The organism is Moorena sp. SIO4G3, from assembly GCF_010692305.1.
In the GTDB taxonomy this organism is placed as follows: Bacteria; Cyanobacteriota; Cyanobacteriia; order Cyanobacteriales; family Coleofasciculaceae; genus Moorena; species Moorena producens_A.
In genome coordinates this window covers 86,926-103,621 of sequence record NZ_JAAHIG010000014.1, presented here as the reverse complement: position 1 = coordinate 103,621, position 16,696 = coordinate 86,926, and the positions used below count along the sequence as shown (strand labels likewise).

Here is a 16,696-nt window from a genome sequence, read left to right as displayed (position 1 = left end):
CTCCCCATCTCCCCACCCTCCCGATTCCCGATTCCCGATTCCCGATTCCCGATTCCCTGTTCCCTGTTCCCTGTTCCCTATTTCCTACAACATGATGCAGACAGAGTTCCCGTTTACCCTACCCCAGGGCTACGTAGATTCGGAGGGTAATCTCCATCAAGAAGGCATGATGCGGATGTCCACAGCCTACGATGAGATTATGCCCTTAAAAGACCCTAGGGTTCAGGCTAATCCAGGTTACTTGGTGATTATCCTGCTGTCCCGGGTGATTACTCGTCTGGGTAACTTAGACTATATCAATCCTGCCATGATTGAGGGTCTATTCTCCGCTGACTTAGCCTATCTGCAAGACCTCTATCAACGGATTAACCAAAACGGTCACAGCCGCCTTTTGGTTTCTTGTCCTCACTGTCAAGGAGAGTTTGAAGTGGAGACTGCTACTTTGGGGGAGTAACTTGCTACCCCTCCGAGAGGCTGTTAGAGGAGGTAGCCTATATTGCTTATCACTTGCACTGGTCCTACGACCAGATTATGAGTCTGGATCATCAAGAAAGACAGCGCTGGGTGGCACAAGTGGCAAGTATAAATGAAAAGCTTAATGAGCAAATAATTGGGTTACGGTAATTGGGGATAGTTTCATGAATTCCAGGAGTTAATGATGGCAAGTTTAGCATCGGTTGTGCCTTTAGGAGCAAACGCAGCTTACGCTGGAGTGACTGGGGCGTTGGGAGCTCGCCTTGACCCCTACCAAGGCTTTAACTTCCTCATTGAAATTGAGGGGTTAGTGACCGGTGGGTTTATCGAAGTCAGGGGTCTAGAAAGTGAGATTGAAGTAGAGGAGCGTCCCGAGGGAGGTCAGAATCGCTATGTTCATCAGCTACTAGGTCGAACCAAATATCCGAATTTGACCCTCAAACATGGTCTAACAGGTATTGACAGTTTGTGGACTTGGTATCAGGCCACTAGCAAGGGTGTAATTCGGCGCAAGAACGGCACAATTATGCTGCTAGACCGCCAACAGATACCAGCCATGTATTGGAATTTCAAGCAGGCTTTGCCAGTGAAGTGGACTGGTCCAGAGTTTAATGCCAGCAGCAATGAGATTGCTTTTGAGACGATTGAGTTAATACACAAAGGAATTAGCAAACCAGTTCTCAGTCAAGCACTATCTGGAGGACGAGCGATTGCTGGACTAGCGGGAGCATTGTGATGGCATCTCAACCTCAGGTGACTAACAATCAGACTTGGTCAGACAGTATCAACCCACAACTGACGCGACGACTCCTGCGCCCGGTCGTCAGCCGTGGTGTGATTGGTACTCAAGTAGCAGGGTCAATTATCTCCCGGGTCCAAGGGATGACCAAGCAACTGCCCTTAATGGCTAAGTTGATTCAACGCCAGCATCCCTTAGAGGGTCAATCAGCAGAAGCAGTTCCTATCGTCTATGCTCAGCCAATCCGGCCAGCAGCAGAACAGGTAGAGACGGGACATGTTACCTCTGCAAATGTGGCCTCTCGAACTAAAGGCACAGGAGAAGAACTACCTTTGATATCAACTAGATTTCAGGTCGAGAAAGAAACCTCAGTACAAAAAAGTACAGGGTCAAATTCCCAGAAATCTAGAGAAAACCCTAAACCCCAAACTTCAAATTCAATCCCCTCTGAAAGGGGCAAATCTGGAACAAAACCATTAATTGTCCAGGCAAAATTTGTCAACTCCACTAAGAGGACTTCCCCCAGAGCAGATTCTCAGAGCAAGCCCCTAGTTTCTGGTCTTGAACCTTCTAAGGAAGCTAGACTATCTTCTGACTTATCCTTGCCAGTTGTCCAAGCCAAACCCATAGACTTCGCGGCAGTTGTCGGAACAGGGAACAGGGAACAGGGAACAGTGGACAAGAATTTAGACAAACACTATCAGAAAACTACTTTACAGTCTAAGCGATCGCTAGGCAGTTCCGGAAACCTGACCCAGTCGCCAGTGATTCAACGCTCCCCAAAGCGATCGCTAATTAAAGAGATAGTTTCTAGCCCATCCCAGGGAAACCAGCCACTGATTCAACGCACTCCGGAGCGACCAGTGATCAAGGAGATAGTTTCTAGCCCATCCCAGGGAAACCAGCCACTGATTCAACCCAGCCCGGAGCGACCAGTGGTCAAGGAGATAGTCAACAGCCCATCCGAAGGAAACCAAGCACTGATTCAACCCAGCCCGGAGCGACCAGTGGTCAAGGAGATAGTCAACAGCCCATCCGAAGGAAACCAGCCACTGATTCAACGCTCCCCGGAGCGACCAGTGGTTAGAGAAATTTCAGGAAAAGATGGTTATCAATTATCTGCTCCCCTGATTTTTTCTGCCTCTGGGGTGAATAGAACTTCAGTTTCTGGCAACGGACTAGGAGTTAGTAGTTCGCCATCTATGGCTCATAATGGCTCTGGAGTTATCCAAAGAATGCCATCTGTCAACGGTGCATCAGTATCAACACCTGTATCAACTACTAGGTTACAGGCAAATACCGTGATTCAGAAAGCATCAGAAAATACCACAAGCGCTACCACAAGTAGTCAGTCTTTCGAGGACATTGATGTGGATGAACTAGTAGACAAAGTACACCATAAACTGATGCAGCATCTCACCATAGAAAGTGAACGGAGGGGATTAACACAATGGCATTAACAGGGTTTAAGAATCTAGCCCAAAAAACACTAAACCAAACCAAAGGATTAACAAGTAGCCTCTTTGGGGCAGAGTTAGATAAATTAACCATCCTCAAGGAGCAGCCAGGAAAAAGATGGCAGATGGTTTTTCCAGAGAACAAACCAATGCCTCTATTCAATCCTAATGAAATTCAAATTACCAAGACAACCCAATGGCGTCATGAAACTCTCAAAAACCGCGATCGCGGTGATACTAAATTTATTGGTGGGGATCCAGCAACCCTGACTCTCGACCTGTTTTTTGACACCTACGAAGGACTACCTGAAAGTATATCCGGGGGCGGCAGTTCTCCCCTCAAACGAGTTGCATCGGGAGCGGCAACAGCGGCTTCATCTTTAACTGGTGTGTATGGATTATCAGCACCCAATGCTGTAGATGTTCGAGAGTATACGAATAAGATTTTTGAGTTGACTCTGATTGACTCTGATTTAAAACGTCCCCCTGTATGTGAACTCTGGTGGGGGGCATTTAACCTGATTTTTAAGGGGTATCTTGGACAACTAACCCAGCGCTTTACTATGTTTACCCCTAATGGGATGCCAGTCAGGGCCGCTCTCAACTGTACTTTCCACCAGTTCATCCCTGAAGAAGATGAGGAGCGGGAAAAGCCCAGTTCTCTGGCACGGGATGACGACCCAATTCATGTTGTGCGACGTGGAGAAACCCTGAGCAGCATCGCTGGTCAAGAATATAATGACCCCAGCTTCTGGCGAGAGATTGCCAAGGCTAATGGGATTAATAATCCCCGTCACCTGACACCAGGTCAAGTTCTGACCATCCCAGTACTTAATCTCACCTAAAATAGACCTCTTGCAAAAGTATTTTTCTGATAGTGTTTACGTCAATTCTTGTCTACTGTTCCCAGATCCGCTGTTCCCGACAACTGCCACGAAGTCTCTAGCTGTTTCTAACCTAATCAGGTACACATGATTTTTTACCTATTGCCTATTGCCTATTGCCTATTGCCTATTGCCTATTGCCTATTGCCTATTCCCTGTTCCCTGTTCCCTATTCCCTGTTCCCTGTTCCCTATTCCCTGTTCCCGACTTCTGCAAGAAGTGTAATTAACCATGCTCTCGACACCTCCTCAAACTAGTACCAATAGCATCGCTACCTCAGTCCCTGGCTTCAGAATTCTGATCAGGGGACAACAGTTGCGGTCTGATGTGATGGCAGTAATTGTGGATGAAAACGTTAGTACTCCCACTATGTTTACCATCAAGCTTGCCAACTGGGACCAAGAAAAGCAGGAGTGGATTGATCCGCAACTGTTTAAGCTAGGCAATGAGGTAACGATTTTTATGGGCTACGGGGGTAGTGGAGGGAAACTGCAAAAACTGATGATGGGTCAGATCACCGGTCTGGAACCAGAATTTGCCCATGGGGAAATACCTCTGTTGACAGTGCGCGGCTACGACTACAGTCATCGATTGCTTCGGGGTTACAACACTCGCTCGTTTACTAAAAAGAAAGACAGCGATATCGCTAGAGATATTGCCAAAAAAGCCGGTCTAAAGTATGGGGGAGTAACGACAAAGCTGGTTTTGGACTATGTACTACAGCATAACCAAACAGATATGGAATTTCTTCAGACCCGTGCTCAACGACTCGGTTATGAGGTTGTAGTTCAAGATAAAACACTATATTTCCGGCCCCATCAGGATAAATCCAAGTCAGTGTTGACCCTAGTTCAACGAAAGGATTTGCTCAGTTTTTCTTCCCGACTGACCAGCTTGACCCAGGTGGGACAGGTGGAGGTGCGCGGTTGGAACCCGAAGGACAAGAAAGCCTTCATTGGGCGAGCCAGTCCTGGTTTTAGTACTAACAAGAGCGGTGCTAAGGCTGTAGATCCGGCTTTGGGTAGTGGAAAAAAAACCAGCGAACGTTTGTATCGCCCTGTGTTCAGTAGAGAAGAAGCTGAGCAAATCGCTCAGGGGGGATTTAATAACATGGCTCTAGAATACATCAGTGGGGAGGGCTTGTGTGTCGGACGCCCTGACTTGCGAGCAGCTACCGTTATTACTATCCAAGGGGTGGGCAAACAGTTTAGTGGTGACTACTATGTGACCTCCACCACCCATACCTATTCCCATAAACGAGGTTATCGCACAGCATTTAAGGTGAGGAGGAATGGGACGTCATGATTTTTTATAGGGAACAGGGAACAGGGAACAGGGAACAGGGAACAGGGAACAGGGAGTAGGGAGATGGGGAGATGGGGAGATGGGGAGATGGGGAGATGGGGAGATGGGGAGATGGGGAGATGGGGAGGTGGGGAGGTGGGGAGATGGGGAGATGGGGAGATGGGGAGATGGGGAGTTTGGTGTTATTGTTGCTAATCGCGATTCCCGATTCCCGATTCCCGACTCCCGATTCCCGATTCCAAATTCGCGCATTCTAAATTCGCGCATTCTAAATTCGCGCATTCCCTGTTCCCTGTTCCCGATTCCCGATTCCCGATTCCCGATTCCCCACTCCCGATTCCCGATTCCCCACTCCCGATTCCCGATTCCCGATTCCCCACTCCCGATTCCCCACTCCCGATTCCCCACTCCCGATTCTAAATTCGCGCATTCCCTGCTCCCTGCTCCCTGCTCCCTGCTCCCTACTCCCTACTCCCTACTCCCTACTCCCTGTTCCCTAAAAATATCTATTAAAAAAGTCGCAAACCGCTATATCAATTATGACAAGCATCGATTTACTAACTAATTTGCTAGGTCCCCCTGAAATACGAGGTCGTTTCTATGGGGTGACTATGGGAATAGTGACCAACAACGGCGATCAGGAAAACTTGGGGCGAGTTAAGGTCAAGTTTCCTTGGCTATCAGATGATGATGAAAGCTATTGGGCTAGGGTGTTAACTCCCATGGCTGGTAATGACCGTGGTATTTATTTTTTGCCGGAGGTGAATGATGAGGTACTGGTAGCTTTTGAACAAGGTGATATCAATTTTCCCTATATCCTAGGTGGGCTTTGGAATGGGAGAGATAGACCACCTGAGTCTCCTGAAAAAGGGGAGGGAGATGGGAAAAATAAAATGATTAACAAGCGCACAATTAAGTCCCGTAGTGGTCATATTATTCGCTTAGATGATACTCAAGATAAAGAAAAAGTTGAGGTAATTTCCCATAATAGGCATACTATCCGTTTAGATGATACTAAGGAAAAAGGGAAAATTGAAGTAATTGCTCAAAGTGGTCATGCTATTCGCTTGGATGATACTAAAGGTAAAGAAAAAATTGAGGTGATTGATAAAACTGGCAAGAATAGTATCATTATTAATACCAAAGACAATTCAATTACCATTGAGTCTAAGGAAGGTAAACTTAAGCTTGGTGGTAAGGGTATCGAAATTATTTCTGAGGAAGATATCAAAATTACTGCCAAAAATAACCTGGATATGAAGACAGATAAGTCATTTAAAGTTAATGCTAATGGTAGCAAAGTTGAAACTAAGCAGGGGATGCACTTTAAAGCTAGTAAAGACGTGAAGATTACCGGTAATACGGTATCAATTAATTAAGCTATCAGCTATCAGCTATCAGCTATCAGCGATTAGCTATTAGCTATCAGTTATCAGCTATAAGCAAGAAGCTATTAGTTATCAGCTTATGGTTTAGGTCCCAGCGTCGTTCGCACAGCGTGGCCAAAGGCCAAAGCCTGTCCCACAAGGCTGACCACTGACCACTGATCACTGACCACTGACCGCTGACCGCTGACCGCTGACCGCTGACCGCTGACCGCTGAATGCTGTTATCTAAGTTTTATGGAGTATGAAAAATCATGGGTAAACCGGCAGCCAGAAAAGGCGATTTAGTTGTGACATCTTGTACACACCAAGTCCAGGGTCAACCACCTGCTCCTGCGCCGCCTATTGTAGCGCCAATGCCAATTCCTTTCCAAGGAAAATTCGAGCAAAAGTTGAGTAAAAAGGTGAAAATTGGTGGTAAATTGGTGGCTTTAAAGGGCAGCCAGGGTAAAACCCAGGTACACCCACCAATACCCCCACCGGGGACTTCACCAATCAAGTTTGTCAAGGAGCCTAACAAAACAGCTGAAATTACTAAGGGTAGTTCCTCTGTGAAAATTGAGGGTAAACCAGTGGCGCGCATTGGTGACCCAGTTAAGACCTGTAGTGAATTACCCCCTCCCCACGGCACAGTAACTCCTGGGCCTGGTAAGCCGACGAAGGTATTTATTGGCGGTTGATAAGGAGATGGAACGATGACTACTGATTTTCTCGGAGTGGGATGGAATTTCCCCGTAGTACTAGACCAAAATAAACAAATCGAAATGGCGCACTATGAGGATAGTGTCCGCCAGTCGATTTGGATGATTATGAGTACTTCTCCAGGAGAACGGCTGATGCGGCCAGATTTTGGCTGCGGTATTCATGATTTAGTATTTGCCAGCAACAGCGCTGGGACAGCTGGACAATTAACAGTGGAGGTACGCCGAGCCTTGACCCAGTGGGAACCGCGCATTGAGGTTTTAGATGTAGGTGTCTACCCCGATGAGACCCAATTTAATCGTCTATTGATAGAAATTAACTACCAGGTGCGCCGTACTAATAATCGCTTTAATTTAGTTTATCCATTCTATTTAGACTATTAATTTGGGGTGTGGGGTGTATAGCGCAAGGCAAAAGGCAAAAGGCAAAAGGCAAAAGGCAAAAGGCAAAAACAGAACGCGATGTTCCTTTGGAACCGCTTCGCGAACGCAATCAAATTAATCAGTCTCAAGCACTGCCCACCCTACATCAACTACTCCTCTAGCTTCCCCCTTATTAAGGGGGACGGGAGGGGGATCCCGACGGGAGGTTGGGTGGATTGATCCAAAACCCACCCAGATTAACCCGATGGTGGGCAGTGCCTACCAAGCTGATCCCATTCAAATTAATCACTCTCAAGCACTGCCCACCCTACATCTAGATCTACTACATCTAGATCTACATCTAGATCAAGTTGTGATTAATCCGATGGTGGGCAGTGCCTACCAAGCTGATCCCATTCAAATTAATCACTCTCAAGCACTGCCCACCCTACATCTGTTCTCCCGACTGGTGGGCAGTGCCACAAAACGCTCCCCATCTCCCCATCTCCCCATCTCCCTATCTCCCCATCTCCCCATCTCCCCATCTCCCTACTCCCTACTCCCTACTCCCTAATTTCTTATGCAAGCTCCAAAGATTGATCAACGTAGCTATGAAGACATCGTTACCTATACGGAGGCGTGTGCTAAGGCGTTCACAGACTGGCGTCCTTTGGCAGATAACAAGCCGGATGGTGGTCGGTCACTAATTCGTATTTTTGGTCATCTGGCAACGATTGTCGGGGATCGCCTTAATCAAGTCCCGGATAAAAACTTCCTGGCCTTCCTGGATTTGATTGGCACTAGCATTGGACCACCTAGACCAGCGCGAGTACCGTTGACCTTTTATTTGGCAACTGGTAGCACAGAAGCCTTGGTTCCTGCTCAGACGGAGGTGGCAGCACCGCCGACAGAAGGAGAGGAAGAAGAGGTCATTTTCGAGACCGAACGTGACTTAGTCTTGAGCAATGTGCAACTGCAAGCAGTGTTTGTGCGGGAACCTGAACAAGACCGCTATAGCGATCGCACTAAGCAAGCAACGGGTCAAGAAGATGCTGCTTTTCTAACCTTTGCAGGGGATCAGCCCATTGAACATTCCCTCCATTTGGCTTGTGATCACCTGCTCACCTTACCTGAATCGAAAACTCTCACCGTAACTATTAATTCTCCTAATGCAGTTGGGTTAGCAGCAGTACCAATCACTTGGTATTACTGGAATGGGGAGGTTTGGAGACCAATACTAGGAATTATTGAGGGCTTAGAAGTTGAAATTGGGTCTGGTCAAGTTATCGTCCAACCTGGAAAGGCGATAGATTATCAAGGTCGAGAGATTAATCTCACTCAAGAACAGTCTGTTGAGGTGAGCGGCAACACCAATCAAACAAGGCTAGTAGTAATTTCCTACAATGAATCAGAACCAGACTCAGAACCAGTCCTGGAACTAATTGCTGAGACGGATACTAGCAAACCAGCTAATACTCATATCCGTTTGGCCCGTCTAGACATTGACGACCAGAACCAAATTAGCAAGTCCTTCCCAAGCTTGACTAACTCAGGTGACAGTGAGTGGGAAGTGTCGATTCAGAATCTGCCAGTCCCCAGTCAGGATAGTATTAATGGGATCAATGCTGCCTGGCTTAAAGCTCAGCTTACCAATAGTCCATTACCTCCACCTCAGTCATTGCCTGCGATCAATCGCATTAGTGCCAGTGTGGAGATTAATGGCAGTGATATAGCACCAGAGTTGTGCTTTTTCGATACCGATGAACTGGATCTGAGCAAAGATTTCTACCCCTTTGGTGAGGAACCTGGTTTCAACGATACCTTTTATCTCGCTAGTCAGGAAGTTTTCTCTAAACCTGGAGCCGAAGTTACCGTTAATTTGGTTTTAAGTAGTGATGCTCCACCGGTTAATACCACTGGGGGTGTGGAAGTCCGCTGGGAAGTCTGGAATGGTAGTACTTGGCAGGTAGTTAAACATAATAGTTCTGGTCTCTCTGCTGCCAACTTCACTATTGGCGGTGCATTTACTTTCACCCTCCCTGACCAAATGGAACCCCAGCCAGTGAATGGGGAAAGTAATTATTGGCTTCGTGCTCGGATTATCACGGGTAATTATGGCACTGAGGAAGCTACCGCAGAAGAAACCAGTACCACACTCCAGCCATCTCGTGCCATTAGCACCACACTCACTCAAGCTGTCAGCAGTGGAGCCAATACGCTACAGGTCAGTAGCGCTAGTGGCTTTCAACCTAATGACTCTATTCTGATTGGGGCACAGACAAGTCAACCGGAATATGCGCAAATTAGTAGTATTAGCTCTAATACCCTAACTCTGACCAATACTATCTATTCCGACCATGCCAGTGGAGCAACGGTGGAACTTTTTGAAGAAGAGGTCAGCAGTGGTATCAACACCATCAAGGTAGATAGTGTCAGAGGTTTTTTGCCTAGCGATCGCATTCGGATTGATCCAGGTACTAACAAGCAGGAAGACTTGGAGATTGCTAGTATCAATTTCAACGAGAATACCCTGACCCTGACGCCTCACCTCACTCAATCTCATCCAGTGGAAACGAGTGTGGTACTCCTACCAGCCTCAGCTTTAGCTCCACCAGTGGTAAAATCCCTGAAGCTAAGCTATAGCTACAACTCAGGTGATTCCCCACTCTCAGCTTGCTTGACCTACAATGATTTCACTTATGTAGATTGCACCACTCAAGCTAACCAGGATGGCTCGCCCTTTGAGCCTTTTACTCCCACTCAAGACCTGAGACCGACCCTTTACCTAGGCTTTGATGCCCCCTTCGCCAACCGCTCAACCACTATCTATGCCCAGGTAGAACCCCCAGCACCAGAGGAATTGGCCACAAGTCCTACCATAACTCAGGCAGCAGTGATAGTAGGAGAATATTCCAGCCCTGAATATACCAGTCCTGACCGTTGGGTGCGTTTAGGCGTGGAAGCCGATGAAACCGCTGCCATGAGTCAACCGGGTTTAGTCCGGTTTATTGGACCAACTGACTTGACAAAGCAATCAGAATTTGGTAAGGATTTATATTGGCTGCGAATTCGCTGGCAAGGGGGTGATTTTAGAGTGCCACCCCGACTACGGCGGTTGCTGCTTAATACAACTTGGGCAACCCAGGCAACCACGATTGAGAATGAAATCCTTGGTTCGAGTAATGGGAATCCCGATCAGACCTTCTCCACCCTCCAATTTCCTGTATTAGAGGGTCAACAGCTGGAGGTCCGGGAAGAGGAAGAAACGGATCTACAAGAGGAGGTGTGGGTAGTTTGGCAAGAAGTATCAGATTTCTATGGTTCCCGACCGGAAGACCGTCACTATGTTCTCAATCACCTGACCGGAGAAGTAAGCTTTGGCAACAACCAACAGGGAAGGATACCGCCCCTAGGTAGCAACAATATCCGTATGGTTTACTACCGCACAGGTGGTGGTAAACAGGGTAACAAACCAGCTGAGACTATCACCGAACTCAAGACCACAGTGCCTTATGTAGATAGTGTCACTAACCTAGAAGCTGCTAGTGGTGGATCCGATCAGGAGTCTCTAGAGTGGGTTAAGGAACAAGGGCCCAAAACCTTGCGCCATCGGTACAAAGCTGTAACTGCCGAAGACATTGAAGATTTGGTCTACCAAGCATCCACTGATGTAGCCAGGGCATGGGCAATTACTCCTGAATTTAACCCAAAAGACTTACAGTGGTTGCCAAACTACTACCTGCCGTTGGAGCAATCAGGGATAATCAAAGTCAGTTTATGGTCCCAGGGTAATAATCCCCCAACCAGCTATCAAGTACAGGTCAAAATTAATGGTCCAGGACAGACGATAGCTTATGAGGAAAAAATCTTTACCTCTGACCAATCTAGCGATCGCGAACTGAGTTACCCAGTCACAGCCAGCCAATTCAGTCTTGGAACCGAATGGTACGTGACTATGGTCAACTTGGGGGATGTTAACGTTAGCGGTGATGTCACCATCGAGTACCCTGATGGTTCTCTGACAGGAAATTTCAACCTACCCCCCAAGACCACAAGTGACCATGCTGACAATAGCCCTTATCTAGACAGAGAAGATGTCGGTCAAGTCGAACTGATTATTCTACCGGATTCTTCAGCACGGCAACCTACTGCCAGTCTTGGTTTGCTGGACTTAGTAGAAGAATACATCCTAGCTCGCTGTGCCCCCACCCTAGACCTACGAGTCACAGGACCCTATTGGGTAGAAGTTACAGTCACAGCTGAGGTTGTACCCCTCTCCTTAGACCTTGCCGAAGCCGTTGTAATGGAAGTCAACGATGCCCTGAACCACTTTTTACATCCCCTGACTGGTGGCGTGGAAGGTCAAGGCTGGCCTTTTGGTCGTCAGCCCCATAAATCAGACCTCTATCGGTTAATCGAATCCGTTCCAGGTGTGAATTATGTTAAATCTCTCTCCATTGACCTAGCCGAGATACCTGAGGAACAAAGCAACCGATTCCTAATCTATTCCGGTGAACATCAGATTAGTCTGGGTCAGTATTTTTGAGGGAATAGGGAATAGGGAATCGGGAATAGGGAGTAGGGAGTAGGGAGTAGGGAGTAGGGAACAGCGGATCTGGGAACAGGGAACAGGGAATAGGCAAGAGGCAAAAGGCAAAAGGCAAAAGGCAAAAGGCAAAAGGCAAAAGGCAAGAGGCAAGAGGCAAGAGGCAAGAGGCAAGAGGCAAGAGGCAAGAGGCAAAAGGCAAAAGGCAACCTTCAACCAACTAACCTTCAACCAACTAACCTTCAACCAACTAACCTTCAACCTTCAACCCACCAACCTTCAACCCACCAACCTTCAACCTTCAACCAACTAACCTTCAACCAACTAACCTTCAACCTTCAACCTTCAACCAACTAACCTTCAACCAACTAACCTTCAACCTTCAACCTTAAACCCACCAACCTTAAACCCACCAACCTTCAACCTTCAACCTTCAACCTTAAACCTTCAACCTTCAACCCACCAACTAACCGTCAACTAATGAACAATGCCACTACCACTACCTAACCTAGATGACCGTACTTATGCTGACCTCTTGGAAGAGGCTCGGTCTCTAATACCCAAAGAGTACCCTGATTGGACTGACCACAATCCTACTGACCCTGGCATCATCTTGATCGAGATGTTGGCTTGGTTGACGGAGATGGTGATTTACCGGACTAATCAGATCCCAGATGAAAACCAAAAAATGTTTTTGAAGCTGCTTAATGGTTCCCAGTGGCAGCTGGAAGGGGATTTGGAGACAGCAGTGCAGCAAACCATTGTGGATTTGCGGCAACGCTACCGGGCAGTCAGTGGTGAGGACTTTGAACAACTGGTACTACAAGACTGGCAGGACACACCAACCGCTAAGGCTCTTGGTCCTTTTGGCGTAGTCGCTAGGGCTAAATGCATTTCTCAGCAGAATCTGGCTTTGACTGAAGCAACTGCCAGAGAAGAACCAGCCCCAGGAAACATTAGCTTGCTGGTGGTTCCTAAAACTTTGGCTGAAAACTACAGTTTGCTCTCCTTTGATGGCCAGGATGATTCTCTGGAAATCCCTCACTCAGACCAACTCAATTTTGCTAACGATCACGATTTTACCATTGAAGTTTGGGTCAGACCTGAAAAAGTTCAAGCTAGAACCCAAGAAACCCATAATAGTATCTTAGAAAAAGGGAGTGGTGCTGGGGGTTTTCCTTATGGGATTAGATATGAAAATCGCTCTGGTAAATTACAGGTAATTAGAAGTGATGGTACTAACTTGGCTACCATTAGTTCTACCAAAGCCATTAATGATGACAACTTTCATCACGTTGCTTTTGTAAAAGATAGTTCAACACTGTACTTATATATTGATGGAGAATTAGAAGGCTTTACTGAAGATATCACTTCAGGTAGTACTATTAATGATTCATCCCTTCATCTGGGCTGTCGAGGTAACCAAAGCCATTATTTCCAAGGCATAATTACTCAATTGCGGATTTGGGAGGGAGTCCGCTTGCAGGCAGACATTAAACAGGAGATGAATGACTTTCTTAAAGGTACAGAAAAGGGATTAGTTGGTTGCTGGGATTTGGATGAAGGCTCTGGTATCCTTGCTAAGGATAAGACTGTTAACCAAAATCATGGAACTATCCAAGGAGCCAGTTGGTATCAACCCAATATCATTGCTGCTCTGTTGCAAGGCTTATGGTCTTTCTTGGATGAACGGCGGTTGCTGACTGTACGCCATCACGTAGTTACCCCAGACTACTTACCCTTGCGAGTTTGGGCGCGACTCTATCTAGTAGCGGGGGGCAATGCCCAGCAGGTTAAAGACCAGGCAAACCAGGAGGCGCAAGCTTTCTTCCACCCAGTTAATTCCCAGTCTTATTGGGATGGTCAGGGTTGGCCTTTTGGTAGGAGTATTTACGTTTCGGAGCTATATCAATTACTCGATAGCATCTCTGGAGTTGACTATGCCGAGGATGTCATGGTTCATACTCATGAGCTAACCACTACTGTTTTAACTCAGGCAAGCTCAAGATCCCAGACTCAGATTACGGTTAAAGACACCACCGGTTTTAACCCAGGGGATACTATTCAACTAGACCCCAGCAGTAGTGATCAGGAATACTATACGATTAGTAGTATTGAGGAAGGACTAAAACAATTGACCTTGTCTTCAGGTTTAAATAAAACTTATGGACTAGGTACAATGGTTGTTCTTCCCCTTAGTTTTGAGATTACTGAAGTGATCTCCAACCTTGAGTTCAAGGTGAATCAAGTAACGGGATTAGCAGCGGGGGATACGGTTCGCATCATTCCTACTAATAGCAATCCAGAAAATCGAGAAATTGACACTGTTGATTTTTCCAGCAATAAAATTACCCTGAAACAAGCTCTCAGCCAAGCTCCAACCACAGGGACAAAGGTGGTTCAGTTAGGAACCTGGCGGGAGGAACGCAGTAAACCAAAAGAAAGCTATCAGTTTATCGAAAAAGAGCTGATCAGAGTTAAGCTTAAGAACTATGAGTTAGTAGACTTTAACGTACAGTTAAATTTAGTAATCATGGAATACATAGGGGAGCAATGGCAATTAACTAGCTAGGGAGTAGGGAGTAGGGAGTAGGGAGTAGGGAGTAGGGAGTAGGGAGTAGGGAACAGGGAATAGGGAACAGGGAATCGGGAATCGGGAATCGGGAATCGGGAGTAGGTAGACCCGGTGGTGCGTTACGGGGCGGGCGGTTCCAACCCTGACCAAGAGCCGGAAAATCAGTGCGAGCCTTTGGGTGGTGCGTTACGGGGCGGGCTGTTCCAACCCTGACCAAGAGGTGGAAAATGAGTCCAAGCCCGCCCCTAACGCACCCTACGCAACTCTTTGCCTCTTGCCTCTTGCCTCTTGCCTCTTGCCTTTCCCCTCTTGCCTCTTGCCTCTTGCCTCTTGCCTCTTGCCTATTTCAACAATTCGTGTGTTTAAAACCTAGATACAAACGCGCTTATGTCCAACTACTTCAGTAGCTATCTAAACTATCTACCAGCTAACTTTCAGGAAGACCCTTTTGTTGGTCGGTTCCTGCTAGCCCTTGAGCGGGTAATGAGTGGCTTTTTACCTAGGGATACTGAGGATCCAAATCCTGATCAGTTGGCTCTAGAAGAGTACATTGACCGTATCCCTACTTACTTCAATCCCTATAATCATCCTGATTTACCAGTAGAGTCAGAGATAGCACCAACTGAGTTTATACCTTGGCTGGCCAATTGGGTGGCTTTAAGTTTGCGAGATGATTGGACTGAGGAGACTAAACGCCGATTTATCAGCAATATTGTCCCTCTCTATCGCCAACGGGGGACTAAGGCGGGAGTGAAGCAAATGCTAGAACTTTACACTCAAGAAGACGTCAAAATCTACGAATTTGAACAACCCCCTCACTACTTCCAGGTGACAATCACCTTGAATGAGCGAGACCCTAAACTGCTCCAACGTCAGGAAGAGATTGCTAAGGCAATTGTGAATCAGGAGAAACCAGCTCACACGTTTTATGCTTTGCGGGTGTTAATACCCGGTATGCAAATTATTAATGAGCCCACTGAAAGTAAACCAGGCATCATCGTTGGGGAGACTACACTATTGGGCACCACAACGATATCGTAACTAAGGGAGAATTAAAATGGCAGATTACATTCAGTATCCTTACATTGAAAAGCGAGTACGCTACTTCGATGGTGAGTTTTTAAAAGACCAGGATTTTATTGATGAACAAAAGTATCATATTGACCGACAGCGCCGCCTAGACCAATTCCTGAGGGTTTCCGGCATTTGTGATGGTTTGACTCTTAAGACTGACACTAATCAGGTGATTGTTACCCCTGGTACTGCTCTTGACAGTGAAGGTCGGCAGATTATTCTGAGTACAGACTCTTCGCCAATCAATCTCAGTGCCCACAAAAATCAGCAAGTTTACTTAGTTATTTCCTATCAAGAGGAACAATCGGATCAGACAAATGAGGGGGGTTTGGGTAGCAGTGGTGCCAGGCGCTGGCACGAAAAGCCCAATATCCAAGTTGCTACCCTGGGAAATGTGCCTGAGGACTCAATTGTTCTGGCAAAGCTGGCAATTGCTGGAAACGGTACTGTGACTCCTGATCTCAGTGTACGCCAGTATTCTGGAGTGCGTTTGCCTAGTGGTAATTTGGATAATGGTGCAATCACTGGACCGACCCTGCGTTCTGGTGGTAATAGTGCCAGTAGTTTGGTTGTTATTGATGGGGATTTGAGTGTTACAGGTGATACCACAGTAAATGGAAGTTTAAGCTTCAGCAGCAACGTCTCTGGTGAGCGTACTCTGCTGATGGAAGCTCCCAACAGCAGCAATCATCGCGGTGACGGTACTCAAGGGGCAACCGGCTTAGTCTATCGAGTCGAAGACAATCCCCCTGACGGTGATCCTATCTTCCAAGTCAGAAGCGAAGGGGAAGCAGTTCGTTTATTTGTAGAGCATAATGGATGGACTGGGAGTGCAGATAATTCTGCATGGTTTGGAGGTACTAGAGATAACTACTTTGCAGGCAAGGTTGGTATCGGCACCACAGATCCAGGTTCATCGAAATTAAAAGTACAAGGGAAGTTGACTGTTAGCGCAGGGGAGATTCAACTCGATGGTGCTCAACAAATTGTCTTTACCAATAATGACACTACCAACAACCTAAAATTGCAACTTTGGGATGGATACGGACTGGGTATCAATAGTCAGACTTTATTTTATGCTGCCAATGGCAACCACTCCTGGAGAGATACTAATGGCACTAATGAGAGAATGGCGTTAAGCACAGCAGCCAATGGTGGTCTGACTGTCAAAGGTACAGGTAACTCTTCCTTTG

General features: G+C 46.8%; 19 protein-coding genes and 1 pseudogene. 18 read left to right on the top strand and 2 right to left on the bottom strand.

Annotated features, from left to right (window positions below):
• From F6J99_RS04920 to F6J99_RS04860, 14 genes and pseudogenes are all read left to right on the top strand, one after another.
• Positions 1 to 454: hypothetical protein (locus F6J99_RS04920; protein WP_293111951.1), on the top strand; the 454-nt coding region annotated here is incomplete at its 5' end.
• 14 nt (positions 455 to 468) lie between these two features.
• A pseudogene (locus F6J99_RS45420) lies at positions 469 to 624 on the top strand (DUF6760 family protein); the annotation flags it as partial.
• A 34-nt stretch (positions 625 to 658) separates the two neighbouring features.
• Positions 659 to 1,210, top strand: a complete 552-nt coding sequence (locus F6J99_RS04915; RefSeq protein WP_293111950.1) for a phage tail protein — start codon at positions 659 to 661, stop codon at positions 1,208 to 1,210.
• Positions 1,210 to 2,673 (top strand): hypothetical protein, encoded by a 1,464-nt coding sequence (locus F6J99_RS04910; RefSeq protein WP_293111949.1) that lies wholly within the window; start codon positions 1,210 to 1,212, stop codon positions 2,671 to 2,673. Before F6J99_RS04915 ends, F6J99_RS04910 begins: the two co-directional genes overlap by 1 nt.
• Positions 2,664 to 3,515 carry a LysM peptidoglycan-binding domain-containing protein gene (locus tag F6J99_RS04905; RefSeq protein ID WP_293111948.1) on the top strand — a complete coding sequence of 284 codons (852 nt, stop codon included), beginning with the start codon at positions 2,664 to 2,666 and terminating at the stop codon, positions 3,513 to 3,515. The genes F6J99_RS04910 and F6J99_RS04905 overlap by 10 nt, the downstream gene beginning before the upstream one ends.
• A 126-nt stretch (positions 3,516 to 3,641) precedes the next feature.
• Positions 3,642 to 3,779 carry a hypothetical protein gene (locus tag F6J99_RS04900; protein ID WP_293111947.1) on the top strand — a complete coding sequence of 46 codons (138 nt, stop codon included), beginning with the start codon at positions 3,642 to 3,644 and terminating at the stop codon, positions 3,777 to 3,779.
• A 6-nt stretch (positions 3,780 to 3,785) separates the two neighbouring features.
• Complete coding sequence (locus F6J99_RS04895; protein ID WP_293064946.1) at positions 3,786 to 4,859, top strand: contractile injection system protein, VgrG/Pvc8 family; 1,074 nt, start codon at positions 3,786 to 3,788, stop codon at positions 4,857 to 4,859.
• A 63-nt stretch (positions 4,860 to 4,922) separates the two neighbouring features.
• Positions 4,923 to 5,054, top strand: a complete 132-nt coding sequence (locus F6J99_RS04890; RefSeq protein ID WP_293111946.1) for a hypothetical protein — start codon at positions 4,923 to 4,925, stop codon at positions 5,052 to 5,054.
• 344 nt (positions 5,055 to 5,398) lie between these two features.
• Positions 5,399 to 6,238, top strand: coding sequence for a phage baseplate assembly protein V (locus F6J99_RS04885; protein WP_293111945.1), 840 nt, complete (start codon positions 5,399 to 5,401; stop codon positions 6,236 to 6,238).
• Positions 6,239 to 6,498: 260 nt separating this feature from the next.
• Positions 6,499 to 6,924, top strand: a complete 426-nt coding sequence (locus F6J99_RS04880; RefSeq protein WP_293111944.1) for a PAAR domain-containing protein — start codon at positions 6,499 to 6,501, stop codon at positions 6,922 to 6,924.
• A 15-nt stretch (positions 6,925 to 6,939) separates the two neighbouring features.
• Complete coding sequence (locus tag F6J99_RS04875; protein WP_293111943.1) at positions 6,940 to 7,329, top strand: GPW/gp25 family protein; 390 nt, start codon at positions 6,940 to 6,942, stop codon at positions 7,327 to 7,329.
• 8 nt (positions 7,330 to 7,337) lie between these two features.
• Positions 7,338 to 7,490: a hypothetical protein gene (locus tag F6J99_RS04870; RefSeq protein ID WP_293111942.1), complete on the top strand. Its 153-nt coding sequence runs from the start codon at positions 7,338 to 7,340 to the stop codon at positions 7,488 to 7,490.
• Positions 7,491 to 7,573: 83 nt separating this feature from the next.
• A complete protein-coding gene (locus F6J99_RS04865) occupies positions 7,574 to 7,882 on the top strand; it encodes a hypothetical protein (protein WP_293111941.1) in 309 nt (102 codons plus the stop codon).
• 6 nt (positions 7,883 to 7,888) lie between these two features.
• A complete protein-coding gene (locus tag F6J99_RS04860; RefSeq protein WP_293111940.1) occupies positions 7,889 to 11,854 on the top strand; it encodes a putative baseplate assembly protein in 3,966 nt (1,321 codons plus the stop codon).
• Here F6J99_RS04860 and F6J99_RS04855 read toward each other — a convergent pair.
• Positions 11,832 to 12,074 carry a hypothetical protein gene (locus F6J99_RS04855; RefSeq protein ID WP_293111939.1) on the bottom strand — a complete coding sequence of 81 codons (243 nt, stop codon included), beginning with the start codon at positions 12,072 to 12,074 and terminating at the stop codon, positions 11,832 to 11,834. The genes F6J99_RS04860 and F6J99_RS04855 overlap by 23 nt on opposite strands.
• Positions 12,075 to 12,341: 267 nt before the next feature.
• Between F6J99_RS04855 and F6J99_RS04850 the strand changes: the two genes are divergently transcribed.
• Positions 12,342 to 14,426, top strand: a complete 2,085-nt coding sequence (locus F6J99_RS04850) for a LamG-like jellyroll fold domain-containing protein (protein ID WP_293111938.1) — start codon at positions 12,342 to 12,344, stop codon at positions 14,424 to 14,426.
• Here the strand turns inward: F6J99_RS04850 and F6J99_RS04845 are convergent.
• Positions 14,419 to 14,646: a hypothetical protein gene (locus tag F6J99_RS04845; RefSeq protein ID WP_293111937.1), complete on the bottom strand. Its 228-nt coding sequence runs from the start codon at positions 14,644 to 14,646 to the stop codon at positions 14,419 to 14,421. The two genes, F6J99_RS04850 and F6J99_RS04845, sit on opposite strands and share 8 nt — an antisense overlap.
• Before the next feature lie 10 nt (positions 14,647 to 14,656).
• Between F6J99_RS04845 and F6J99_RS04840 the strand changes: the two genes are divergently transcribed.
• The 3 genes from F6J99_RS04840 to F6J99_RS04830 form a co-directional block, all read left to right on the top strand.
• Complete coding sequence (locus F6J99_RS04840) at positions 14,657 to 14,836, top strand: hypothetical protein (RefSeq protein ID WP_293111936.1); 180 nt, start codon at positions 14,657 to 14,659, stop codon at positions 14,834 to 14,836.
• Positions 14,817 to 15,470: a phage tail protein I gene (locus F6J99_RS04835; RefSeq protein WP_293111935.1), complete on the top strand. Its 654-nt coding sequence runs from the start codon at positions 14,817 to 14,819 to the stop codon at positions 15,468 to 15,470. Before F6J99_RS04840 ends, F6J99_RS04835 begins: the two co-directional genes overlap by 20 nt.
• A gap of 16 nt (positions 15,471 to 15,486) precedes the next feature.
• Positions 15,487 to 16,696, top strand: a 1,210-nt coding sequence (locus F6J99_RS04830) for a hypothetical protein (protein WP_293111934.1), incomplete at its 3' end; no start/stop codon positions are given.